Origin of the sequence: Poseidonibacter antarcticus (assembly GCF_003667345.1) — a bacterium.
Lineage (GTDB): Bacteria > Campylobacterota > Campylobacteria > Campylobacterales > Arcobacteraceae > Poseidonibacter > Poseidonibacter antarcticus.
The window spans coordinates 67,348-89,925 of sequence record NZ_RCWF01000004.1 but is presented as its reverse complement, the minus strand read 5'-3'; the positions used below and the strand labels follow the sequence as shown (position 1 = coordinate 89,925).

General features: G+C 26.8%; 23 protein-coding genes. 14 read left to right on the top strand and 9 right to left on the bottom strand.

The window, feature by feature from the left end; genetic code table 11:
- The first annotated feature begins 405 nt into the window (after nt 1-405).
- The 5 genes from D9T19_RS14675 to D9T19_RS06695 all read left to right on the top strand — a co-directional run bounded on the left by D9T19_RS14675 (nt 406) and on the right by D9T19_RS06695 (nt 6,358).
- Nucleotides 406-864: a hypothetical protein gene (locus D9T19_RS14675; protein ID WP_228197978.1), complete on the top strand. Its 459-nt coding sequence runs from the start codon at nt 406-408 to the stop codon at nt 862-864.
- Nucleotides 854-2,035 carry a glycosyltransferase gene (locus tag D9T19_RS06710; RefSeq protein ID WP_162984553.1) on the top strand — a complete coding sequence of 394 codons (1,182 nt, stop codon included), beginning with the start codon at nt 854-856 and terminating at the stop codon, nt 2,033-2,035. The genes D9T19_RS14675 and D9T19_RS06710 overlap by 11 nt, the downstream gene beginning before the upstream one ends.
- A complete protein-coding gene (locus tag D9T19_RS06705) occupies nt 2,019-2,747 on the top strand; it encodes a WecB/TagA/CpsF family glycosyltransferase (protein ID WP_121627458.1) in 729 nt (242 codons plus the stop codon). Before D9T19_RS06710 ends, D9T19_RS06705 begins: the two co-directional genes overlap by 17 nt.
- A 462-nt stretch (nt 2,748-3,209) precedes the next feature.
- Nucleotides 3,210-3,995, top strand: coding sequence for a polysaccharide biosynthesis/export family protein (locus D9T19_RS06700; protein WP_121627457.1), 786 nt, complete (start codon nt 3,210-3,212; stop codon nt 3,993-3,995).
- Between the two features lie 2 nt (nt 3,996-3,997).
- Nucleotides 3,998-6,358 (top strand): polysaccharide biosynthesis tyrosine autokinase, encoded by a 2,361-nt coding sequence (locus D9T19_RS06695; protein ID WP_121627456.1) that lies wholly within the window; start codon nt 3,998-4,000, stop codon nt 6,356-6,358.
- A gap of 30 nt (nt 6,359-6,388) precedes the next feature.
- Here the strand turns inward: D9T19_RS06695 and D9T19_RS06690 are convergent, their stop codons facing one another.
- Nucleotides 6,389-7,102 (bottom strand): tyrosine-protein phosphatase, encoded by a 714-nt coding sequence (locus D9T19_RS06690; protein WP_121627455.1) that lies wholly within the window; start codon nt 7,100-7,102, stop codon nt 6,389-6,391.
- Nucleotides 7,103-7,189: 87 nt separating this feature from the next.
- Between D9T19_RS06690 and D9T19_RS06685 the strand changes: the two genes are divergently transcribed.
- From D9T19_RS06685 to D9T19_RS06675, 3 genes are read left to right on the top strand one after another with little or no spacing between them, the layout of a single operon-like run.
- Nucleotides 7,190-8,242, top strand: coding sequence for a glycosyltransferase family 4 protein (locus D9T19_RS06685; RefSeq protein WP_121627454.1), 1,053 nt, complete (start codon nt 7,190-7,192; stop codon nt 8,240-8,242).
- Entirely contained in the window at nt 8,239-9,249 is a 1,011-nt protein-coding gene (galE, locus tag D9T19_RS06680; RefSeq protein ID WP_121627453.1) for a UDP-glucose 4-epimerase GalE, read from the top strand. Before D9T19_RS06685 ends, galE begins: the two co-directional genes overlap by 4 nt.
- Before the next feature lie 43 nt (nt 9,250-9,292).
- On the top strand, nt 9,293-9,721 hold the full coding sequence (locus D9T19_RS06675; RefSeq protein ID WP_121627452.1) for a CoA-binding protein: 429 nt from the start codon (nt 9,293-9,295) through the stop codon (nt 9,719-9,721).
- Between the two features lie 13 nt (nt 9,722-9,734).
- On the opposite strand, the gene D9T19_RS06670 is transcribed toward D9T19_RS06675, so the two are convergent.
- Nucleotides 9,735-11,030, bottom strand: coding sequence for a sensor histidine kinase (locus D9T19_RS06670; RefSeq protein ID WP_121627451.1), 1,296 nt, complete (start codon nt 11,028-11,030; stop codon nt 9,735-9,737).
- 8 nt (nt 11,031-11,038) lie between these two features.
- Nucleotides 11,039-11,749, bottom strand: coding sequence for a homeostatic response regulator transcription factor HsrA (gene hsrA, locus D9T19_RS06665; protein WP_121627450.1), 711 nt, complete (start codon nt 11,747-11,749; stop codon nt 11,039-11,041).
- Nucleotides 11,750-11,951: 202 nt separating this feature from the next.
- Between hsrA and D9T19_RS06660 the strand changes: the two genes are divergently transcribed.
- The 3 genes from D9T19_RS06660 (at nt 11,952) to D9T19_RS06650 (ending at nt 15,379) form a co-directional block, all read left to right on the top strand.
- Nucleotides 11,952-12,761 carry a foldase protein PrsA gene (locus D9T19_RS06660; RefSeq protein WP_121627449.1) on the top strand — a complete coding sequence of 270 codons (810 nt, stop codon included), beginning with the start codon at nt 11,952-11,954 and terminating at the stop codon, nt 12,759-12,761.
- 17 nt (nt 12,762-12,778) lie between these two features.
- The gene (gene fbaA / locus D9T19_RS06655; RefSeq protein WP_121627448.1) at nt 12,779-13,846 is read left to right on the top strand and encodes a class II fructose-bisphosphate aldolase; all 1,068 of its coding nucleotides are present in this window, start codon (nt 12,779-12,781) and stop codon (nt 13,844-13,846) included.
- Between the two features lie 96 nt (nt 13,847-13,942).
- Nucleotides 13,943-15,379: a leucyl aminopeptidase gene (locus D9T19_RS06650; RefSeq protein WP_121627447.1), complete on the top strand. Its 1,437-nt coding sequence runs from the start codon at nt 13,943-13,945 to the stop codon at nt 15,377-15,379.
- 12 nt (nt 15,380-15,391) lie between these two features.
- On the opposite strand, the gene D9T19_RS06645 is transcribed toward D9T19_RS06650, so the two are convergent.
- Genes D9T19_RS06645 through pedF form a run of 4 tightly spaced genes read right to left on the bottom strand, consistent with a single transcriptional unit; the run spans nt 15,392 to nt 18,362 of the window.
- A complete protein-coding gene (locus tag D9T19_RS06645) occupies nt 15,392-16,303 on the bottom strand; it encodes a quinoprotein relay system zinc metallohydrolase 1 (RefSeq protein WP_121627446.1) in 912 nt (303 codons plus the stop codon).
- A 2-nt stretch (nt 16,304-16,305) separates the two neighbouring features.
- Entirely contained in the window at nt 16,306-17,052 is a 747-nt protein-coding gene (locus tag D9T19_RS06640; protein WP_121627445.1) for a quinoprotein dehydrogenase-associated SoxYZ-like carrier, read from the bottom strand.
- 21 nt (nt 17,053-17,073) lie between these two features.
- Nucleotides 17,074-17,943 carry a substrate-binding periplasmic protein gene (locus D9T19_RS06635; RefSeq protein WP_121627444.1) on the bottom strand — a complete coding sequence of 290 codons (870 nt, stop codon included), beginning with the start codon at nt 17,941-17,943 and terminating at the stop codon, nt 17,074-17,076.
- A gap of 8 nt (nt 17,944-17,951) precedes the next feature.
- Nucleotides 17,952-18,362: a cytochrome c-550 PedF gene (gene pedF, locus D9T19_RS06630; protein WP_121627443.1), complete on the bottom strand. Its 411-nt coding sequence runs from the start codon at nt 18,360-18,362 to the stop codon at nt 17,952-17,954.
- A 164-nt stretch (nt 18,363-18,526) separates the two neighbouring features.
- Here pedF and D9T19_RS06625 point away from each other — a divergent pair, with 164 nt between their 5' ends.
- The 3 genes from D9T19_RS06625 to D9T19_RS06615 are packed head-to-tail and all read left to right on the top strand — an operon-like array spanning nt 18,527 to nt 20,937.
- A complete protein-coding gene (locus tag D9T19_RS06625) occupies nt 18,527-19,498 on the top strand; it encodes an ABC transporter substrate-binding protein (protein ID WP_121627442.1) in 972 nt (323 codons plus the stop codon).
- Nucleotides 19,499-19,502: 4 nt separating this feature from the next.
- Nucleotides 19,503-20,237 (top strand): ABC transporter permease, encoded by a 735-nt coding sequence (locus tag D9T19_RS06620; protein ID WP_121627441.1) that lies wholly within the window; start codon nt 19,503-19,505, stop codon nt 20,235-20,237.
- A gap of 1 nt (nt 20,238) precedes the next feature.
- Complete coding sequence (locus D9T19_RS06615) at nt 20,239-20,937, top strand: ABC transporter ATP-binding protein (protein ID WP_121627440.1); 699 nt, start codon at nt 20,239-20,241, stop codon at nt 20,935-20,937.
- A 2-nt stretch (nt 20,938-20,939) separates the two neighbouring features.
- Here D9T19_RS06615 and D9T19_RS06610 read toward each other — a convergent pair whose 3' ends face one another.
- Both D9T19_RS06610 and D9T19_RS06605 read right to left on the bottom strand, forming a co-directional pair.
- Nucleotides 20,940-21,401, bottom strand: coding sequence for a DUF302 domain-containing protein (locus tag D9T19_RS06610; RefSeq protein ID WP_121627439.1), 462 nt, complete (start codon nt 21,399-21,401; stop codon nt 20,940-20,942).
- Complete coding sequence (locus tag D9T19_RS06605; RefSeq protein WP_121627438.1) at nt 21,398-22,546, bottom strand: type 1 periplasmic-binding domain-containing protein; 1,149 nt, start codon at nt 22,544-22,546, stop codon at nt 21,398-21,400. Before D9T19_RS06605 ends, D9T19_RS06610 begins: the two co-directional genes overlap by 4 nt.
- Nucleotides 22,547-22,578 lie beyond the last annotated feature (32 nt).

Below are 22,578 nucleotides of genomic sequence, written 5' to 3'. Positions count from 1 at the left end.
TTGATATTACTTTTTTATATATTGTTACAAATTTTAATACCAGAATCTACAATAGTCACTATAATATCCAATAGGAAGCTTATAGATTATACTGGATTTAGAATTGGTGGCCCATTTGTATGGAGTTACATTATGGCATTTGTTATACTACCAATTATATTTTTCTTCTTATTTGAAATTCAAAATAAAAAAATTTCATTTTTAAATATTTTTTTAATCTTTTTTCTTTTAGTGTTAACATTATTATCACAATCCAAAGCTGCGTATCTTGCTCTATTTATATACATGTATATATATATTATTATTTTATTAAAATATAAATATTTTAAGCAGGTTATAAGAGTCACTATTGTTGGATTTATTCTTTTTTCAATAGCAACACTCTATGTGTTGGAAAATCAGGATATGTTTTCTCATTTAGTTAATGCTTTATCTGCTTATTCAGATGGTAATTCAGATGTTTCTACTAAAACCAGATTAAAACAGTTATCTTCAATTTGGATTACTTTAGATAATAATATGTTATTAGGAACACCACTAGATGTTGATTTAATTATCGAAAATGCATATGGACACTACTTGTACTACTATGGTATATTTGGACTTTTAAATTTATTGTTGCTAATTTTTTTCATTATAATTAAACTTTATTTAAATTTAAAATTTATCTTTAAAAATACAATAGATATTAGACATAGGTCTATCGGAATTTCAATGTTTTTAAGTGGGTTCTCATTATTGATTTTTTCTCTTGCAGGATCACCGTTAGATGCTAATAAATCTTCTTATTTATTTTTATTAATACTAGGGATGTACTCAGCTGCAATTTATAATTTTAGGAATGATAATAACAATGGAAAATAAAAAAGGCTTAATGATTATTGATCAAATATCAAATGGTGGAGCAGAAAAAGTATTTTATAAACTGTATAAATATTTTTCAAATTCTTATGGTTTAGAAGTTTTTACTATTTTAAATACTAAATCAGAATGGTTTGTATTGAACAATAAAGCTAGATTTAAAACAGCAACGAACAATAATTTAAATTCAAACTCAACAATTGGGAAAATTTATTTGCAAATAAGTTTTATGATAAAACTATTTATTGATATTAGGAAACATAAGTATAGTTTTGTTTTTTCATTTCTTGAGCGGTCTAATATTTCATCTATTTTAGTTGGAAATTGGTTTAAGACTCCTGTATTTATAAATGTGAGAAATCATTTGTCAAGCCAATACAGAAATAGAAGTAATATAGAGAGAAAATTAATTTTATTTTTTATTAAAAATACATATTCAAAAGCAACAAAAATTATTTGTAATTCTTTTGAGATAAAAAAAGACTTAGTAGAAAACTTTGAGATTGATGAAAATAAAATCATTGTGATTTATAATTCATATAACTTAAAGAATATAAAAAAATTATCAAATAAAGATAATCCTTTTTCTGAAATTATTAATATGTATAAAAACAAAAATGGTAAAATCTTTACAAGTGCTGGCAGGTTTGATAGTCAAAAAGATTTTTTCACTTTAGTGAAAACATTTAAAGAACATATAAAATTTTATAAGAATGATTTATTAATATTAATAGGGGATGGGAATGATAGAGAAGAGATTGAAAAACTTATAAGTAACAATAAAAATATTTTTTTAACTGGCCATATTACAAATCCTTTTACAGTATTTAAGGATGCAGATTATTATTTAATTACTTCAAGATTTGAAGGCTTTCCCAATGCTTTATTTGAAAGTATGGTTTGTGGAATAGTCCCAATAAGTGTAAATTGTTTATCTGGTCCATATGAAATCATCATGCAAAGTAAAAATACACAAATAGTTGAAGATTATAAAATAAGTGATTATGGAATTTTAGTAAATTTAGAAAGTGAAAATACAGTAAATAATAGTCTACTTAAAGCTCTTAATAAATATGCACATAGTGACATAAAATTTAAAAAATTAGATTTTAATAAATACTCAGATGAAGTAGCTTTAGAAAAATGGAGAGAGATTATTGAAAACAATATATAAAAAAATTGATGATAAATTCAATACTAAAAAAGAGTTTACTCAGTTATTGGAAACAGAAAGTTCAGACATAAAGCTTGTGACTTTTTTAAATCCATTTTCATATACTGTCTATTTAGAAAATCCAAATTTGGTAGATGAATTTGATGTTTTTTTTGCAGATGGGGCTTTACTTGTAAAACTTCATAATATTTTTAACTCTAAGAAAATAGATAGAGTGAGTTTTGATTTTTCTTCTATTGCTAAAGATGTTCTAGATTTTGCTAATACAAAGAGTATGAATATTGCTTTTATAGGAGCAAAACAAGATGAATTAAATGGTGCAATTAAAAATATTAAGACAATGTATTCTAATATAAATATTGTATATCATCGAAATGGTTATTTTAATAGTGAAGAAGATTATGAAATCTGTTTTGATGAATTATCAAGTCTTACTGTTGATATGCTTGTAATAGGTATGGGAAGTCCTTACCAAGAAAAATTTGCGGTTAGAGTTAAGAATGCAGGACTTAAAATTCCTCTAATTTTTACGTGTGGTGGTTTTTTTACACAAACATCAATAAAAGCTGATTATTATCATCCTTTAGTTAAAAAGTTTGGACTTCGATGGTTACAAAGAGCAATAATGCATAAGCATGTAAGAAATAGGCTTTTAAAAGACTATCCAAGTTTTTTAATTAAATATATTTATAATCATATTATTTATAAATAATTTAAACATAATACGAGGGAGTTCTTGTAAGAAGTTTACAGGCTGGTATAATTAAAGGTTTTTATATAACATTAATGGTATAGGATATATTGGAACTTTTACTAATATACAAGCAAGAATAGAAAATTTTATCTATATATTTCATATACCTATATTTTTGATATTGTCCGGTTTTTCTTTAATTATTAGAAAGATAATAAATTGAATCAAGTCTTCAGAAGGATTCTGGTTCTATATGTGTCATTTTTTAGTGTATATTCAGTATCTCTATATATTACTGTAAAACTTGTTGTTCCTATTACCAACATCCACATTAATAATTTTTTTAATTTATAATAAAATTATTTTGCATCCAAGTGGATCAGATTAGTTTATTACCTTTTTTATTTTTAAGAGAAATTAATAATATTAATATATTTCTTTAGATATAATCGCAGCAATTATATCGAAAATGGAGATCAAATGGTTGTATTAAAAAACGTAGTATTTTTAAGTATTCTTATTTTACTTACAGGATGTGGTAGTAAAAACTACAAACTCTTCCAACAACAAGAAGAAAGTTCAAGTGCCCAAACAACAGTAAGCAAAGCTCAATACCAAAAAGACGTCAACTTTGAAAGTGTAATATCGAAAAACGACAGGGTAAATATCACTGTATATGTACAGTCAGGTAAAGACTCGCAACAAATGACACCTATCTTATCAGGAGACATGATAAACTCAAGTGCAAAAGTAGAGACAAAAGGTTTACTAGTATCAAAAAAAGGTAGTGTTATTTTACCATTGGTTGGAGAAGTTAAGATCTCAGGTCTTACACAGCATGAAGCTACTGCGTTATTATTAAAAAAGTACAAAAAATATATTAGAAATCCATACGTTCTAATAGAAATACAAAACCAACGAATCATAGTTCTAGGTGAAGTTAAAAAGCCAGGTATAGTACCAATAGTAAATGGAAATATGAACATCATAGAAGTCCTAGCACGTTCAGGTGACTTTACAGATGTAGCATCAAGAGATGATATCTTAGTAGTGCGAGGTGACTTACGAAACCCTAAAATTATGCAAATAAATTTGACAAGCTTAGATGCTATAAAACAAACAAGCTTAGTATTAAAACCAAATGACATAGTATATGTACAACCAAGCTCACTAAAAGGTATAAACGTAGCTATAAAAGAAGGTCTACCTATCTTACAAGTTATTACAAACTTACTATTATCATATAGCATAGTAACGGATGATTAAGATTGAGTACTCTAAATAACATAAAAGAAGACGAGATAGATTTAAAAGAACTTTTTAAAACTATTTTAAAGTACAAGATACAAATCATCATCATCACCTATATTTTCACTATGGGTGCTGGTATATTTGCATACTTAAAACCAAATATATATACTACATCTATAGTCCTAGAACTTGAAGACAAAAAAAACAATAAAACAGCATCAGCAGGTGCTGATTTTATGATGGAAGCCCTATCAGGTTCTTCAGGTGCAGGAATAGCAAATGAAATCGAGGTTATGAAATCAAGATTGATTTTACAAAAATCTTTTGACAAACTTGATTTAAACACAAACTATTGGGCAAATAACAAGTTCAAAAAAATCGAGTATTATAAAAACTCACCATTTGTAGTGGAGTTTTCTTTTCTAGATGATTTTTTAAATGGGCGTAATTTTACACTAACACCAATAGATGAAAACACTTTTAATCTACAATTAAAAAAGCCTTCTGTTTATTCTTTGGATAATGTTCTTAAAATGTTGGATATAAAAAATTACGAACTAGGAGATACCTTCTCTTATAATCAAAATCATAAATTTAACGAACTTATACAAACAGAGTATTTTTCTCTGACGATAAAAAAAGTTTTTGATTTAAAATACAACACATACAACTTTAACCATATGACAAATATGGATGTATTTAATAAATACAAAAAAAATCTTAGCGTATCTCAAATCTCAAAAAGTGCAAGTATCTTAAATGTATCACTAGAAGATACAGAACCAAACAGAATAAAAGATATACTAACTTCAATATATAACACATATACAAATGAAGATATACAAAGAAAAACAGAAGAAGCAAAGCTAACTCTAGATTTTATTGATGTTCAATTAGAATCAATAAACAAAAGACTAAATATCTCAGCTACAAATTTAGAATCTTTCAAAGAAAAAAACAAGCTAGTAGAATTAAGCGGACAAGCTATAAAATCAACAGAAAAGCTTAGTGAATACGAAACACAACTAGAAGAGCTAAAAACAGAACTAAACGTACTACTAAGTCTAAAAAATTATGTTGCTTCAAATACCAATCTACTTGGTATGTCAATCACATCTGCAAGTCTAATCGACCCTAAAATCTCAGCATTAGTTAGCCAACTCCAAGATGAAACAGCAAGAAAGTCTACACTTTTGATAGACTATACACCAGCTCATCCAGAGCTTGTAAAAGTTAGCCAAAAAATAAGAAGTATCAAAAGAAATATAGTAGGGACTATAAACAATAACATCGCACAATTTCAAAATAGAAAACGTTCACTAGAAAATATTATTAAAAAATACGACAAATCTATAAATACTCTACCAAAGCAAGAAAGAGAGCTTTCAAAACTTACAAGACTATTTAGTGTTGATGAAAAAATATATTCATATCTTTTAGAGAAAAAAGCAGAATCAGCAATACTCCAATCATCTACAATCTCAAACACGAGATTGCTTGATGAAGGAATAATAGCAAATGAACCTGTAAAACCCAAAAGAAAACTAATAGTTTTAGTAGGATTTATTTTAGGATTTATTTTTTCTTTATTCTATGCATTTATGAGAGAGTTTTTTAATAACACTGTTTCAAACTCTGATGATGTTGAAAAACTAAGCTCGATTCCAATCTATGGAATAATTCCTCAGTACAAGGGTAAAAAAGCAAAAAAACTTGTAGATGAAGCATATCGTTCTATACGAACAAATCTACAATTTTTACCAAAACATGAAAATAGTAATGTAATAGCAATCACTTCATCTGTATCAGGAGAAGGTAAAACAACTACATCTGCAAATCTTGCAAAGATTATTGCAAAAGCAAATAAATCTGTAGTTATATTAGACTTAGACTTAAGAAAATCTAGTCTTCATTTGAATTTTGATATTCCTAATACTATTGGTATTAGCTCTTACTTATCAGGTCAAAATACACTTGAAGAGATTACAAACTTTGTAGAAAAAGACAATGTTACAGTTCTAACTACAGGTTCGTTACCACCAAATCCATCTGAGTTAATCTTGGGTGATAAGATGAAAGAATTGATAGATACTCTAAAAGCAAAATACGACTATGTGATATTTGATACACCACCTGTTGGATTAGTAACAGATGCTATGATTCTTATAAATTATGCTGATATTTCATTTTTGGTTATAAAAGCATTTTATACTAGAAAAGAGTTTGTAAAAAATCTTGATAGATTATCAAAAGAACACAAAAACAATACCTTTGGGTTAATCCTAAATGGTGTTGAGATTGGTGATAAGTATGGTTATGGATATGGTTCAAACTATGGTTATGGATATGGTAATGCCAAGTATTACCAAGATAGATAAAATTTGATTTTATCTATCTTTTTTAAAGTATTATAAATACTTATTTAATATTCTATTTTTATTCTCAATAGATTTAAACTCTTTCAACGATAAACTTTTTTGTAGTGATTCCAAATAGTTAGGTCTATGTGTATCACTACCTATAAAATCAACCAATCCTCTATCAACCAAATACTTTGCAGCTATTTTTACTTTTTTGCCATAGAAATTATTTAACGAATTTACATTTAGTTGAAATAACAATCCCATATCTTTTAGTTGATGATATTTTTCTAACTTTGAGTTAAAATATGAATATCTCTCAGGATGAGCTAGTATTGGTTTATAACCTGCACTTAAAAGTTTATATACAACTTGTTCTAAGCCAAATACAGGTGTAGTGTATGAAAATTCAAATAATACATAATTATCACCAAATGTTAATAAATCTTTTTTTTCGATTAATTCCATAAAATGCTCATCATAATAGTACTCAGCTGCTGCTTGTATCGGTATATCAATATTATTAGATACAAGTTCATTTTTTAAATAATCTAATCCTCTTAAAATAATATCTTTATTGTTTGGAAATTTATGTGACATAATATGTGGTGTAGTAATAAGTTTTTTAAATCCCATTTCTTTTAATGTCTTAACCATTTGTATGCTTTGTTCCATATTCAATGAACCATCATCAATACCTGGTATAAGATGTGAGTGCAAATCAATACTGTAAAACTCAGGTAAAATAATGTCTTTATTCATAAAACTCTTAAAAAAGTTATTTATCAATTTTATACCTTATTTATTTATTTATTAGTGTAGTCGTTTTTTTTTATGCTATAATTCCGAATGCAATATATTACACTATTTATTATATCATTTATTTTCATAAAATTATTGATTAAATTTTCTCAAAAACTAGGTTTAGTTGATATTCCAAATGAGCGAAGCTCACATACTAATATAACACCGCGAGGTGCTGGTATTTCTTTTGGTTTAGCATTTTTTATTTCTATTATTTTGTTTAAATTTTCTTTATTTATTGAAAACTACCTTCTGTTTTTAGCTATTTTTATAGTTTTCTTTACTGGTGTCTTGGACGATCATAAGGACGTAAGTCCCAAAATAAAATTTTACGCTATGTTTATAGCTTCAATACTACTGTATTTTAATAATATTTATATTCATAACTTAGGTATATACTTTGGATATATTATTCCCTTAGGTTTTTTAGCCTTGCCTTTTTCTATGTTTTTTATAGCAGGGGTTACAAATGGTGCAAATCTATTAGATGGTTTGGATGGTTTAGCAAGTGGCGTTAGTATTGTGATTTTAAGTACATTTTTATATGTAGGATATATAAATCAAAATAATCTTATGTGCGTGATTTCATTGTTTACTATTATTAGTTTATTACCATTTTTACTTTTCAACTGGTTTCCTGCAAAAATATTTATGGGAGATAGTGGGAGTTTACTTTTAGGTTTTATTATAGCTACTCTTTCTGTTATGGCACTAGAATATATTCATCCTATGGCTGTTGTTTATATAATAGCTCTTCCTATTTTTGATACTTTAATAGTAATGATAAGAAGAATAAAAAACAATAAATCTCCTTTTTCACCTGATAAAACACATATGCATCATATTCTTTTAAAGTTTTTTAAGAAAAAGGTCAAAAAAACTGTGCTATTTATTATTTTGATGCAATCTCTTTTTTCACTAGTTGGATTGATGTTGGCATTACCGCATAAACAATTAGGTGAAGGTATCGCATCTACTTTAGCACTATTAAGTTATTTAGGTATACTTGCACTATTTTATATGATATTTACAGGTATGAAAGATAGACAAAAATTAATAACAAGATTAATAAAAAGAAAAAAGAAGAATATAAGATGAAAGTATTAGTAACAGGAGGAGCTGGATATATAGGCTCACATACATGTATAGCATTACACGAAGCTGGTTTTGATTTTGTAGTTTTTGATAATCTTTGCAATTCTTCAAAAGAGAGTTTGAAAAGAGTAGAAAAAATTATAGGTAAATCTATAGATTTTGTACAAGGTGATATACGAGATAAAAAAGCTTTATCTTCTGTATTTGAAAAATATAAGATAGATAGTGTTATTCACTTTGCTGGATTAAAAGCAGTAGGTGAATCTGTAGAAAAACCTCATATGTATTATGATAATAATGTCAATGGTACTTTGGTATTGTGTGAAGTTATGAAAAACTATGATTGTAAAAAGATTGTATTTTCTTCATCTGCTACAGTTTATGGTGATCCTCATACAACACCTATTAGTGAAGATTTTCCTTTAAGTGCTACAAATCCTTATGGAAGAACAAAACTCTTTATAGAAGAGATATTAAGAGATATATACATATCTGATAATTCTAATAAGATTGTACTTTTAAGATATTTCAATCCAGTAGGAGCTCATAGTTCTGGAACAATTGGAGAAGACCCAAATGGTATTCCAAATAACTTAATGCCATTTATTTCTCAAACAGCAGTAGGGAAAAGAGAATATCTTAGTGTTTTTGGTGGAGATTATGATACTCACGATGGAACAGGTGTAAGAGATTATATTCATGTAGTTGATTTAGCACTAGGTCATGTAAAAGCCTTACAAAAGATTGATAGCATTGATGATGTACTAACTGTAAATTTAGGAACAGGAAATGGTTATTCAGTTTTAGATATGGTAAAAGCTTATGAAAAAGCAAGTGGTAAAAAAGTTCCATACAAGATTGTAAGTAGACGTGCTGGAGATATTGCTAAGTGTTTTGCAAATCCTTCTTATGCAAAAGAAGTTTTAGATTGGGAAGCATCAAAAGGTATTGAGCAAATGTGTGCAGATTCTTGGAAATGGCAGTCAAACAATCCAAATGGATATAAATAAACTTGTGATATAATTTAAAACAATTTTACAAAAAGGATTTAAAATGGAATGTGAATTCCCAAGTGTTAATTCAAATAATGAAGAAATAAGAGAAATTTTTAATAATACAAAAACAATAGCAATTGCAGGTTTATCACCAAATGAAGATAAAGCTTCAAATATGGTTGGAAAATACCTAAAACAAGCAGGATTTAAAATAGTTCCAATTTATCCAAAAGAAGATACTATTTTGGGTGAAAAAGTTTATAGAAGTTTATCTGATATACCTTTCAAAATTGATATGGTAGATATTTTTAGAAAACCAGATGCTATTGGAGCTATTGTAGATGAGTGTATTGCAAGAGGTGATATAGATACTGTATGGACTCAACTTGGACTTGTAAACAATGCAGCTGCACAAAAAGCAGAAGAAGCTGGAATGAAAGTAGTTCAAAATAAATGTACGAAAATAGAACACGCAAATTTATTTTAATACCTAATAAATTTTAAGCTTTTTTAAATCCTGATGTGTTGTTAATAACTAGTTTTGCAACACATCCTGATTTTGAATCTTTTCTATTTTTTAATGATATCCTAGCTCTTAAAGAATCTGCCGCATTTTTGGCTAAAAACAATCCTAATCCAACACCACTTTGATTTCCATATCTTTTAAATGGAGCGAATAAATTAATATTTTCATCAATTCCTTCACCTTCATCAGTTACTGTTATTACGATTCTAGATCTTGTTTTCTTTAATTTTATTGCAATTGATTTATTTTCTGGTGTAAATTTAATAGCATTTTGAACAAAATTTTGTAATATTTGGTTTAATAGTGTTACTTGTATTGATGTATTAAAACTATTTACATTTGAAAAAAACGTAATAATAATATTTTTCTGTGCACTTAACATCCTAAAATCATTAGACTTTTTCTTTAGGTATTCTACTAAATCCAAATCAATAGTTTGTTCAAACTGTGCGCCCTCAGCTCGTCCAATATCCAAAATAGAAGAGATCATTTTATTCATATCATCTATTTGTTTAACTGTAAGTTTCAAAGCTTCTTCATAAACTTCTGTTTCTCTTTCTTTACGTAATGTTACTTCATTTTTTAGTTTCATTACAGCAAGGGGAGTTTTTAGTTCATGAGCAGCACCTATAAATAACTCTTTTTTAAACTTAACGTATGTTTCAATTCTATTTGTTAATGAATTAATCGAGTCAGATAGTGAGTGAAATTCAATTGGCAAATCTTTTTTATCAATTTGAGTTAATGAGTTTTCATCCATATTAGATAATTTTTTATTTATTTGAATAATTGGTTTTAGTAAAGATTTTGATACTGCAAGTGAATATAAAAGCATTAAAATAAAACCAGGAATTGCAAGTATAAATAGGTTTTTAAAAATAATTGAATAGAGCAATTCTCTTTCAAAATTAATATTTCTATTGATTTGTAGATATTGTTTTTTATCTAAATTTATAGGATAAATAAGTTTTATATAATAGTTGTTTTCTTTTTCATAAGTATAAAATTTATATTTTTTAATATTTGTATTGTCTATTAATGTAATAGTTGTTTCATTGTTTTGTTTTGCTGTAAGATTTTCTTTTGTAAGTTTATTATCAAGTGATACTAAATAAATCTCTTTTGCATCTTTGAGCATTTTTTTTTGGATATTTTCATATACTGTAGTTCTTGTGTATTCATAAAAAATAAATGATAGTGTAATAATAAAAAGCGAAGTAGCAATTATTAGTTTTGTATAAAACTGTTTGTAAATACTCTTCGCTTCCATATTAAGTTCTAGTTAGCAGCTGCTGCTTTTTTAGCTGATTTTTCATCTTCAGTTAAATTTGGGTAACAAAATCTGTAACCTCTTCTTCTGATTGTTTCAATTGTAGAAATTTGTAATGGTTTATCCATTTTTTGTCTAATTTGATTAATCGCAACTTCAATTACATTTGGAGTTACTAATTCAGGTTCTTCCCAAATTGCGTCAAGTAATTGTTCTTTTGAAACAATTTGATCTCTATGTCTTGCAAGGTGAGTTAAAACTTCAAAAGGTTTACCTTTTAATTCTATTTCTTTTCCAGCATATTCAATTTTTTCTTCATCAGGATTGATTATTAAGTCATCAATTTCAATTACATTAGTTCCACCAAATCTTAATCTAGCTTCGATTCTTGCTAATAAAATATCAAAATCAAATGGTTTTTTGATGTAATCATCTGCACCTGATTTTAATGCTTCAATTTCTGATTCTTTATCATCTCTTGCTGAGATAATTACAACTGCTGTTCTTGAACTTCTATTTTTAATAATTTTACATAATTCAATTCCATCACCATCAGGTAACATCCAATCTGTTAAAACTAAGTCATAATTTCTAATATCTATAAAATATTCTGCATCTTTATAATTCTCTGCTGCATCTACTTGATAACCAATATCTGTTAGGCCTTCTTGTAGTGTTCTATTTAAAGTTATTTCATCTTCTATTACTAATATTCTCATAAGTTGTGTATCCTTAAATTTAAGTTAAGTTTAATATTTGTCGGAATTGTATCATAAATTTTCAAAAAACCAAAGCCCTTTTAAGCTAAATTTTAAAATTTATTTAAGTTATGTTTATATTTGAATAAATAATAGGTAAATTAACTTTCTATTAACTTAGTATTGATAAAATTAGTCATATTTTAAACTCACAAGGAAAAAAATGAAAAAAATAATTTCAAGTTTAGTAGCTACATTAGCAATTACTACAGTAACATTAAATGCGGCTGATTATTATGCCTCTGTAAATGGAGAAAAAATCACAAAAGCAGATGTTGCTTTAGTTTTACAAGATCCAAGAATTGATTTTGCAAAACTTCCAAAGAGTTCTCAAAAACAAGTACTAGAACAAATCATCAACAAAAAACTATTAGCAAACTTAGCTATTAAAAATGGAATTGAAAAAGATCCTGCATACAAAGATGCTTTAAGTAAAATGAAAAAAGATTTAGCATTTCAAGTTTGGCAAAAAAATGAAATCACAAAACATAAGCCAAAAGAGTCTGAACTTACAGATTTTTACAATAAAAACAAATCAAAATTTGTAGTACCTGCAACACTAGAAGCTAGTCATATTTTAGTAAAAACAGAAAAAGATGCAAAAAGTATTATCAAACAACTTAATTCAGCAAAAGATAAATCTGCAAAATTTGTAGAATTAGCTAAAAGTAAATCAGTTGGACCTACAGGTGTTAAAGGTGGTTACTTAGGTAAATTCCAATCAAATCAAATGGTTCCAGAATTCTCAGCAGCAGCGAATAAATTAAAGAAAAATACATATTCAAAAACTCCTGTTAAGACTCAATTTGGTTACCATGTAATCTATTTAAAAGACAAAATTCCTGGTAAGTCATTATCTTTTAATGAAGTAAAAGGTAATATTACACAAATGTTAGTTGGAAATGCTTATAATAAAAGAGTAAAAGAACTTTCAGATAAGTTAAGAAAAACAGCTAAAATTGTAATTAAATAGATTTTAAGGAGATAGATTTGGGTGTATTAGACGTAGTAAAACCAGGAGTTTTAACAGGTAGTGAAGCGAAAAAATTATTTGCATATGCAAAAAAAAATAAGTTTGCAATACCTGCTGTAAATGTTGTGGGGACTGATTCTGTAAATGCAGTATTAGAAGCAGCGGCAAAAGTTAACTCACCTGTTATTATTCAGTTCTCAAATGGTGGAGCAGGATATTATGCTGGTAAAGGCTTAAAAATAGCAGATGCTGCTGTTTTAGGTGGAATAAGTGGAGCAATTCATGTTCACACAATGGCAAAAGCTTATGGTATCCCTGTTATTTTACATACAGATCACGCAGCTAGAAAACTATTACCTTGGATTGATGGTTTACTAAAAGCTGGAAAATCTCACTTTGATAAAACAGGTCGTCCTTTATATACATCTCATATGTTAGATTTAAGTGAAGAGTCTTTAGAAGAAAATATTGGAACATGTGTACAGTATTTTAAAACTATGAACGAAATTGATATGATGATTGAAATCGAACTTGGAATTACAGGTGGAGAAGAAGATGGTGTTGACAACTCTGATGTTGATAATGCACTTCTTTATACTCAACCAGAAGAAGTATGTTTTGCATATCAAGAGTTAAAAAAAGTTAGTCCTAACTTTACAATAGCTGCATCATTTGGAAATGTTCATGGTGTTTATAAACCAGGAAATGTACAATTAAGTCCAAAAATTTTAGATAATTCACAAAAATATATTCAAGAAAAATTAAATACAGAAATAGAACCTGTAGACTTTGTATTCCATGGTGGTTCAGGTTCTGCACTTTCAGAAATTAGAGAAGCTATTGATTATGGTGTTATCAAAATGAATATTGATACAGATACTCAATGGGCAACTTGGGATGGTGTAAGAGCTTATGTTGCTAAAAACCATGATTATTTACAAGGACAAATCGGAAACCCAACAGGTGAAGATAAACCTAATAAATCTTATTATGACCCAAGAAAATGGCTTAGAGCTTCGCAAGAATCAATGATTGCAAGACTTGAAATCGCTTTTTCTGATTTAAATGGCCTAAATAAAAACTAACAAAAACAAATATCTATAAACTAGTAAGAAACTTACTAGTTTATAAACTCTCTTTAATCTAAAAACTTATAATATATCCTTCTTAAAGGAATATCAATGAATATAAAATTATCAAAAAAAGATTTAAAAAATATTAATTCTGATATAGAATTAGTAGTAGTTAAAGACTTAAAAATATTATCAAAAAAAGAGCAAAAACTTTTAAAAAAAATATCATTTGATTTAAAATCATTTGACACTTATTTTGATGCAAGCAATAATAAATTTTTTGTTTCATCTTCAAAGCTAAAAAAAGAAGATTTGAAACTTTGTTTATGTTCTGCAATTAGAGCTATTAAAAAACTAAATATCAAAACTATTAAACTTGATTTAATTCAAAATGAAAAAGAGTTAAAAATAAGCGAAATTGTTGAAGGTGCTGTTTTAGGTGAGTATGAATTTACTAAATACAAATCTAAAAAAGAAGAAGAAAAAGATTTAGAACTAATTGTTTCTATTTCAAAATCTAAAAAAGATGAAGAGCAATTAAACAAAGACTTAAAAGAAAGTCTAAGTATTACTTCAAGTGTAAATATGGTTAGAAGTATTATCAACACTCCTCCTGAAGATTATTTCCCTGCTACTATGGCAAATGATGCAAAAAAAATTGCAAGTGAAAATGGCTTAGAGTGTATTATTCATGGTGAAGAGTATTTGATCAAAAATGGAATGAATGCAATGTTTAATGTAGGACGAGCTTCAAGACATGAATCAAAGCTTATACATCTATCATATAAGCCAAAAGATGCAAAAGGTAAGATTGTACTTGTTGGAAAAGGTTTAACGTATGATAGTGGTGGTTTAAGCTTAAAATCTGGTGCAGGTATGGTTTCTATGAAATGTGATAAAAGTGGTGGTTCTGCTGTTTTAGGAATTATGAATACACTAAAAGCATTAAATTGTGAATATGAAGTTCATGGAATCATTGGTGCGGTTGAAAATATGATTGGTGGAGATGCTTATAAACCTGATGATGTTTTAGTTGCTAAAAATGGTAAAACTATTGAAGTGAGAAACACAGATGCAGAGGGAAGACTTGTTCTTGCTGATTGTTTATGTTATGCACAAGATGAAATAGAAGATATTGATTATATGTTTGATTATGCAACGCTAACAGGTGCTTGTATAGTTGCTCTTGGAAATGAGACAATTGGAACAATGGGACATAGTGATAAATTAAAAGCAAAAATGCAAAAAGCTGCTAATAGTTCTGGTGAATTAATTGGGATATTACCATTTAATAGATATTTACCTGCACAATTAAAAAGTGGAATTGCTGATATTGTAAACTCAACATCTTCACGTGCAGCTGGATCTATAACTGCTGGTTTATTTTTAGATAACTTTGTAAAAAAAGAGAATAAAAAGAAATGGCTACACTTAGATATTGCAGGTGCTGCTTATAGTGAATCACCTTGGGGATATAACTCATTTGGTGGAACTGGTGCTGGAATTAGATTAACATTAGACTTTATAAAAAAATTAAATAAATAGTAGAATTTTCTACTATTTATTAACATTTCTTTCGTATGAAGGATATAAGTTAATAATACTTCTTTCAAACTCTTCTTTGAACATAGCAAAATCTTCAAACTCTTTTGGAATTGGTTTGCTTAAGATTTCAAATATATCTAAACCTTTATTTGCACTATCTTTTAAAGTATTTTCTAAAAAGTTTAAATAAGCAATATTCTCTTTTATAGGCTCTTTTGTTTTTGAAGCTATTCCATGTCCTGGAACTAAAACAGAGTAGTTTATTTTTTCTAATTGATATAAAGATTTAATCCATTCATCAATATTTGCATGTGGAGTTGTAAGTGTTCTTTTATTAAAAATTAAATCAGAAGTATAAAGTATTTTACTATTTTCATCAAAGATTACAATATCACTTTCTGTATGTCCATCCATATATAATACTTTTAGTTTATAGTTATCAAAGTTTAATGTTTCTGTAGTTAATACTTGATTTGGAGCTTTTATTCTTGTTCCATCCATTGCATCGTGAATTAGATTTACAAGATTTACTATATATAATTCACCATTTTGTTCAATATCATTTTTTGTAAATTCTGTTGCATAAATATCGCTATTAGTAAAAGCAGCATTTCCCAAGAAATGATCTGGATGATGATGTGTATTTATAATATATTTTATAGGTTTTGATGTTATTTTTCTAATCTCTTTTTTTACTTGTTCACCATATTCTTTAGAACTTCCAGTATCAATTAAAATAACACTTTTCTTTGTAATAATAAATGCACAATTTGCAATATCTCCACCATTTGAAGGTGAGAAATACTCTTTTTTACCATAGAAATAATAGCTATTATCTGATAACTTTATAGGTTTTAATTTAAAATCAAATGAACTAGAAAATAAAAAACTAAAACTTATAATTGAAAATATTAATGCTTTCATAACTATTTACTCTCTGAAATAAATTCATTTCCATCATTATCATAAAATTCAATTGTATAATTTTTTGAGTTATCAATTGTTTCAAATGTAAATCGTGGATTTTGACTAATTGGAGAAAAAGTTTTTATTTCACTTAAAACTTCATCGGCTTTTTTTACTAGAATTTTATTTATATAAAACTCACTATTACCAAATACAAGCCCTGTTTCCATTGGATGAAAAATAGAAGCTTTTAATCTATGAATATCCTTGCTAGAAGTTTGAAATAAATTGGTTTTTGTTTTTCCTAAGTATTTACTATAATCAGTATCCATAGCTTCAGAACTTGATACAGAACATCCTCCACCAAAACTTCTTATATTTTTACTTCCAATATGCCAAACACCTTTTTCATCTAAAATCATAGCTCTTATAGGAGTTTCTTGTGCAACTTTAATATTTAAAGATACTACAGGTAAAAGTTTCCCTAATTGCATATCTATAATTTCTGGAATAGGATTTAAATCTGCAAATAAAATCATTCTTGTAGCATTTTTTATTTTTTTACCATCTACAAAAATAGGAACTTGTGTAGGATTATCTGCAAAGTTTGGGACTGAAAGTTCAATATTTTTATCATCAAATATATATTTATCATCTTTTATAATTTCTTTTATAATATCAATAAAAGTTGGAGATGATACTGGATTTTTAGCATGTAAATTTATTGCTAAAAACAACGAGACTATAAAAAAAAATATATATTTCATGATATGTCCTTTGTTATATTTTTATTGTGTTCTTGATATTGGAGGAAGATACTCTACATTATATTTTTCAAAGATCTTCTTTATTTCATTATTTTTATATGCTTTTTCAATTTCTCCATCAACATGATAACTCAATGCTCTATAAGTACTAGCAACCGCAGTTGCAATATCCCATTGAGATTTCATTTGAGGAATATTTTTTGTTAAATAATACTTGTCTTTATTGTTTTTATAATCAAGTAAATATTCAACTTGTGATTTTAAACCAGCAATTGCATCTAGTTTTCCATCTTTAAAATCTTTAACTGCATCTTGGAAATTTCTATAATGCTTAATATTTCTTTGAAGCATACCTCTTGCAAAACCACTCATATGAAGGTCTGGAAGCATATCTACTTCCACACCAATAGTTTGATAAGCAAAAATAGCCAAAGTTTTTATTTCAGGGATTATATCTTTGTGTGTAGCAATTATCCATTTTTCACTCTGATATGGTCCTTTTATCGTAACCATTTCATTTTGGAGTTCGCCTGTTGATACATCTGTTAATCTCATATATTCATAATCATATGGAATTCTAAACATCAAATCAGCTTTATTTTTATGGACTTTATTCCCTCTCCATATTGTATTTCTTAAATCAGCAGCTAAATTTTCATCAAAACCTGTTAAATACCATAATGCTTTAACATTTAAAGATTTTGCAATCTTTTTCCCAAGGTCGACGTCAATTCCTTTTAATTCACCATTTTCTACAAAAGAATAAGGTGGGAAATCTTCATAAACTGCAATTGTAATTTCTCCACTTTCTTTTATATCTTCAATACTTCTTGCATAAGAAGTTATTGAAAGTAATAGTAATAATGCTGTTAATTTAAGAAAATTCTTCATTCTAAACTCTAATCTTTTGGTAAACTAGCTACATATGCTCTAATAGACCACATTGCTTCTTGATTTAAAACACCTTCAAATGGTGGCATATAAACATTACCATTTCTAACAGCTCCGCCTCTAATTCTTTCCATAAACCACTCATCACCATCAATACCATCTTCTAATTCTCTTAAATCAGGAGCAATTCCACCAGATTGAGCTTCTAGACCATGACATCTAGCACAGTTTTCACTATATGCATAAGAACCAATTTTAATAGCTGTTTCATTATCAGTGTATGGATTTTCTTCTAACCATTCTTCACCAAGTGATTTTAACTCATGTGTATCAATTGCCTGAGGAGTAACACTACCGTGTCCAAATGCGAAAATAGTAGTTGATAATACTGCTAGTCCAAGTTTTTGAATTTTATTCATAAACATTCCTTTTAATTTTTTAGATTTTGTATTATAGAGACATTTTATAGCCTGATTATAGCAATTAAAAATATCTTTTTTTTATAAAAACAGACTCTTCTTGTATTGCTAAATTCAAGCTATATATTTTAAATATAATAGATTAGATAAATAAAGGTGTATAAATGAAAACTAAATTAATCATAATTTTCTTTTTGTGTTTATTAAATTTAAATGCACAAGATAAATTAAGAGTAGGTGTTTTAGCATACGGAACTGTAAATTGGGAACTAGATGTTCTAAAGCATAACAATTTTGATAAAAAGAATAATTTCCAATTAGAAGTTGTAAAACTAGCATCAAAAAATGCATCAGCTGTTGCTTTTCAATCAGGTGCTGTTGATATTATAGTTACAGATTGGGTTTGGGTAAATAGACAAAGAGCATCAAATAAAGATTTTACATTTTATCCTTATTCAAAAGCTATGGGTACTATGTTAGTAGATCCTGCTAATGATATTAATACTTTATTAGATTTAAAAGGCAAGTATGTTGGAGTTTCAGGTGGACCACTTGATAAAACATGGTTACTTTTTAGAGCTTATAGTAAATATAAATATAATAAAGATTTAAAAGATATTATTCATCCTGTATTTGCTTCAGCTCCAATTTTATATGAAAAATTATCAAATAATAGTCTTGATGCAGGAATTAATTTTTGGCATTTTAACGCTAAACTTGAAGCAAAAGGACTAAAACCTTTAATCACTTTTGATGAAATATCAAAACAATTAGGTATTACAAATGATATATCATTTGTTGGTTGGACTTTTAATAGAGATTTTGCTTTAAAAAATAAAGAGTTAATAAATTCATTTTTAAATGCAAGTTTAAGTAGTAAAAAACTTTTAAATGATAGCAATAAAGAATGGGATAGAATTAGACCTTTAATGAAAGTAAAAGATGATATAACTTTTGAAGCTTTAAAAAATGGATATAAAAAAGGAATTATCAAAAAATTTGATGAGAACAATATTCAAGCTCAGGCAAAAATATTTCAAATTCTTTTAGAAGAGGGTGGAAAAAAATTAGTTGGAAAAAGTGTATCTTTAGAAAAAGAAACTTTTTGGGACTTTAAACCAAATATGAAATGGTAAAACTATGATAAATCAAACAAAATTTGTATCAATTTTTGTCTTTATTATTTTATGGCAAGCATTATCTCTTGCAATTAACTCATCTGTTTTTCCAACAGTAGTGGATATTGTAGCAAATTTATTTGACCATTTAATAAACGGAGAATTAATACATCATTTATTAATTACTTTATATAGAGTATTTATAGCTTTTATAATATCTATTTTTTTAGGTGTTATTTTTGGTATTTTGATGGGTTTATATAAAAGAGTTGATGATATGTTTGATTTTTTACTAATTATTGGATTAAATACACCTGCACTTGTAACAATAATCATTTGTTATATTTGGTTTGGACTTAGTGATTTTTCTGCACTTCTAGCTGTTGTTATTAATAAAGTTCCAATTATAGTTATAAATGTAAGAGAAGGTACAAAAGCAATTAATCCAAAATATACTAATCTTGCAAAAGTTTATAAATTAAGTAAATATGATACTGTTAAAAATATTTATTTACCACAAATATATCCTTTTATAATGGCAAGTGCTAGATTATCTTTATCTTTAATTTGGAAGATTGTTTTAGTAGTTGAATTACTTGGTAGAAGTGATGGTATGGGATTTCAAATATCAATGTTCTTTCAATTATTTGATATAACATCTATTTTAGCTTATTCTCTTGCATTTGTTTTAATAATCCTTTTAATAGAAAGTGTGATTTTAAAACCTATAGAAAATAAGCTAGGAAAATGGAAGTAAAATGATTAATATAAATATAAAAGAGAAAAAATACAAAAAAGAAAATATTTTAAAAGATGTACAAATTTCTTTAGAAGATTCTGAATTTTTATCAATAATTGGTCCATCAGGTTGTGGAAAAACTACATTATTAAATATCATTGCAAAACTTGATGAAGATTATGATGGTTTTGTAAATGGTGACTTTTCAAATATTGCATTTATGTTCCAAGAGCATTGCTTACTTCCTTGGCTTACAATAAAAGAAAATCTTTTATTAATCTCAATAGATAAAAATTTAGATGAAATAAATAGATTGTTAAAACTTGTAGGCTTAGAAAATGTTTTGGATGAATATCCAAATAAACTATCAGGAGGAATGGCAAGACGTGTTTCTCTTGTGCGAGCTTTTATCAATAAACCAAAAGTAATACTTCTTGATGAACCTTTTATATCACTAGATTATCCAACTGCTTGTGCTTTAAAAGAGGACTTTCTTAATTTTTGTAAAGAGTTTAAACCTACAGTAATTTTAGTAACTCATGATATTAGTGAAGCGATTTATCTATCAAATAGAATTTTGTTTTTATGTAAGAATCCTGCAAAAATCATTTATGAATTTGATAATCCAAATAATCAAGAGTTTAATCTAAAAAAAATAGATGAAATAAAACATCAATTATTGGAAAAATATCCAAAAATTTTAGAAGGAAGATTATAAAACTAATCTAAACTATCTAAAATAAGTTTTTTAAGTGTTTCATTTATTTTACTATAGATTATATCATCTTGTTTAAATGCCTTATTGATTTTATATGAAAGGAAAATTGATTTATCATTATGTGAATAAATTGACAATCCAAGAGGACAATAATTTATATTATTGTAATTTTCTTTTACCATTGCAAAAGTAAAACTACTTTTGCAAATTCCAAGATTTGTACCATTTTTCAATGTTCCTTTTTTATTTAGAACTTCAGCAATTTCATTTGTAGCTTTTGCTAGATTTAATTCATAAACAATTGTAAAACCTTGGTAATTAATTTCATCTTTTAAATTAATTAAAATATCTTCAAAAGTACTATTTTTTACTTCAACTAAAAACAGATTATCATTTTTGATTATTTGATAATCTGCTTTCATAAAAGATATAAAGATAAAAAGAAAAGATATTATTTTAATCATTTTTTACATTTCATTTCATAAGGTGCTACACCTAAAGTATCTAAATCAGTTACAGGATGTAAAAAACCAACTTGTGGAGATGTTGATATTAAAGCTCTTGGTTGTACAAGTGAAATAGGCATTCTCATTTGTCCATTAAAATCTCTAAAAGAAACTTTTCTTCCCATATATGCACCAATTTCAAAATCTTTTGAACGTATAAAAGCTATATTTTTATCTACATTATCAGTTTTTGTTTGATTTATAGAACTAATAATTGTTCTAATTGCTATCCAATTTGAGAAATCTTTTGATTCCATCCATCTTGAAGCAAACTTTTCAAATCTTTTTTGCATTTGTGCTGCACCCCATTGTTCAATAACTTTATGCCATGTAACAGGAGTTAAACCTTGCGTTCCAGCAACTGGTCTTGGAAGCCAAGAGTTAAAATACATAAACTCTCCAAAATCACCATAATAATCTGCTAATAAAATTACATCATAATTATCAGCTTGTGTAAATGATGGAAATTCAGCTCCAGCTTTTCTTCTAATATCACTTTTATTATCCCAAACTTTTTCTTCTATAATTTTAGCACCAAATTTTTTTATTGAGTGTTTCATATCTTCTTTGATTAATATATCTTTTGGATCTTGTCCACTAACTAAAAGAATTTTTTTGAAATTTCTTTTTACTAAGAATTGAACTAATCCATCATAAAGCATTGCATTACTTGCAATTGTATGTATTAGATTATCTTCACAATAATTTCTTCTTAGACTAGAAGTTTGACTACTTGCATTTACTAGCAAAGCTTTTTTTGATAAAGGATTTTTTAATAAAGTTCTAAATAAATCATCTTCAACATTTAAAACTACATATGAATTATTTTCATTTATAAATTTTTCAAAAGTATCAATTAGCTCTTTTTTATCATAAGATATTTTACTTATAAGATTAAAGTTTTGATTTAAAAATTTTGAACTTCTATTACTATCTTTAACAGAAAGTTGTGCACCTTTTATTCCAAGGTCCGATGGAGCTTCGATAACATTCGATAGAACAGGGGGTGTTTGTATTTTTTGTTCTAAATATAGAATATTTACTTTCAATGTATTTGCATTTGCTAAACTGATAATAAAAATCAGAAACAGTATTATTTTCATTTTAATCCTTTATATCTTTTATTTTGAGTATA

Excerpts from the sequence above, each read along its gene's own strand:
- D9T19_RS14675 (WP_228197978.1), top strand. The coding sequence starts at position 406 with ATGTTTTCTCATTTAGTTAATGCTTTATCTGCTTATTCAGATGGTAAT.
- D9T19_RS06710 (WP_162984553.1), top strand. The coding sequence starts at position 854 with ATGGAAAATAAAAAAGGCTTAATGATTATTGATCAAATATCAAATGGT.
- D9T19_RS06700 (WP_121627457.1), top strand. The coding sequence starts at position 3,210 with ATGGTTGTATTAAAAAACGTAGTATTTTTAAGTATTCTTATTTTACTT.
- D9T19_RS06690 (WP_121627455.1), bottom strand. The coding sequence starts at position 7,102 with ATGAATAAAGACATTATTTTACCTGAGTTTTACAGTATTGATTTGCAC.
- D9T19_RS06685 (WP_121627454.1), top strand. The coding sequence starts at position 7,190 with ATGCAATATATTACACTATTTATTATATCATTTATTTTCATAAAATTA.
- galE (WP_121627453.1), top strand. The coding sequence starts at position 8,239 with ATGAAAGTATTAGTAACAGGAGGAGCTGGATATATAGGCTCACATACA.
- D9T19_RS06675 (WP_121627452.1), top strand. The coding sequence starts at position 9,293 with ATGGAATGTGAATTCCCAAGTGTTAATTCAAATAATGAAGAAATAAGA.
- D9T19_RS06670 (WP_121627451.1), bottom strand. The coding sequence starts at position 11,030 with ATGGAAGCGAAGAGTATTTACAAACAGTTTTATACAAAACTAATAATT.
- hsrA (WP_121627450.1), bottom strand. The coding sequence starts at position 11,749 with ATGAGAATATTAGTAATAGAAGATGAAATAACTTTAAATAGAACACTA.
- D9T19_RS06660 (WP_121627449.1), top strand. The coding sequence starts at position 11,952 with ATGAAAAAAATAATTTCAAGTTTAGTAGCTACATTAGCAATTACTACA.
- D9T19_RS06650 (WP_121627447.1), top strand. The coding sequence starts at position 13,943 with ATGAATATAAAATTATCAAAAAAAGATTTAAAAAATATTAATTCTGAT.
- D9T19_RS06645 (WP_121627446.1), bottom strand. The coding sequence starts at position 16,303 with ATGAAAGCATTAATATTTTCAATTATAAGTTTTAGTTTTTTATTTTCT.
- D9T19_RS06640 (WP_121627445.1), bottom strand. The coding sequence starts at position 17,052 with ATGAAATATATATTTTTTTTTATAGTCTCGTTGTTTTTAGCAATAAAT.
- D9T19_RS06635 (WP_121627444.1), bottom strand. The coding sequence starts at position 17,943 with ATGAAGAATTTTCTTAAATTAACAGCATTATTACTATTACTTTCAATA.
- pedF (WP_121627443.1), bottom strand. The coding sequence starts at position 18,362 with ATGAATAAAATTCAAAAACTTGGACTAGCAGTATTATCAACTACTATT.
- D9T19_RS06625 (WP_121627442.1), top strand. The coding sequence starts at position 18,527 with ATGAAAACTAAATTAATCATAATTTTCTTTTTGTGTTTATTAAATTTA.
- D9T19_RS06620 (WP_121627441.1), top strand. The coding sequence starts at position 19,503 with ATGATAAATCAAACAAAATTTGTATCAATTTTTGTCTTTATTATTTTA.
- D9T19_RS06615 (WP_121627440.1), top strand. The coding sequence starts at position 20,239 with ATGATTAATATAAATATAAAAGAGAAAAAATACAAAAAAGAAAATATT.
- D9T19_RS06610 (WP_121627439.1), bottom strand. The coding sequence starts at position 21,401 with ATGATTAAAATAATATCTTTTCTTTTTATCTTTATATCTTTTATGAAA.
- D9T19_RS06605 (WP_121627438.1), bottom strand. The coding sequence starts at position 22,546 with ATGAAAATAATACTGTTTCTGATTTTTATTATCAGTTTAGCAAATGCA.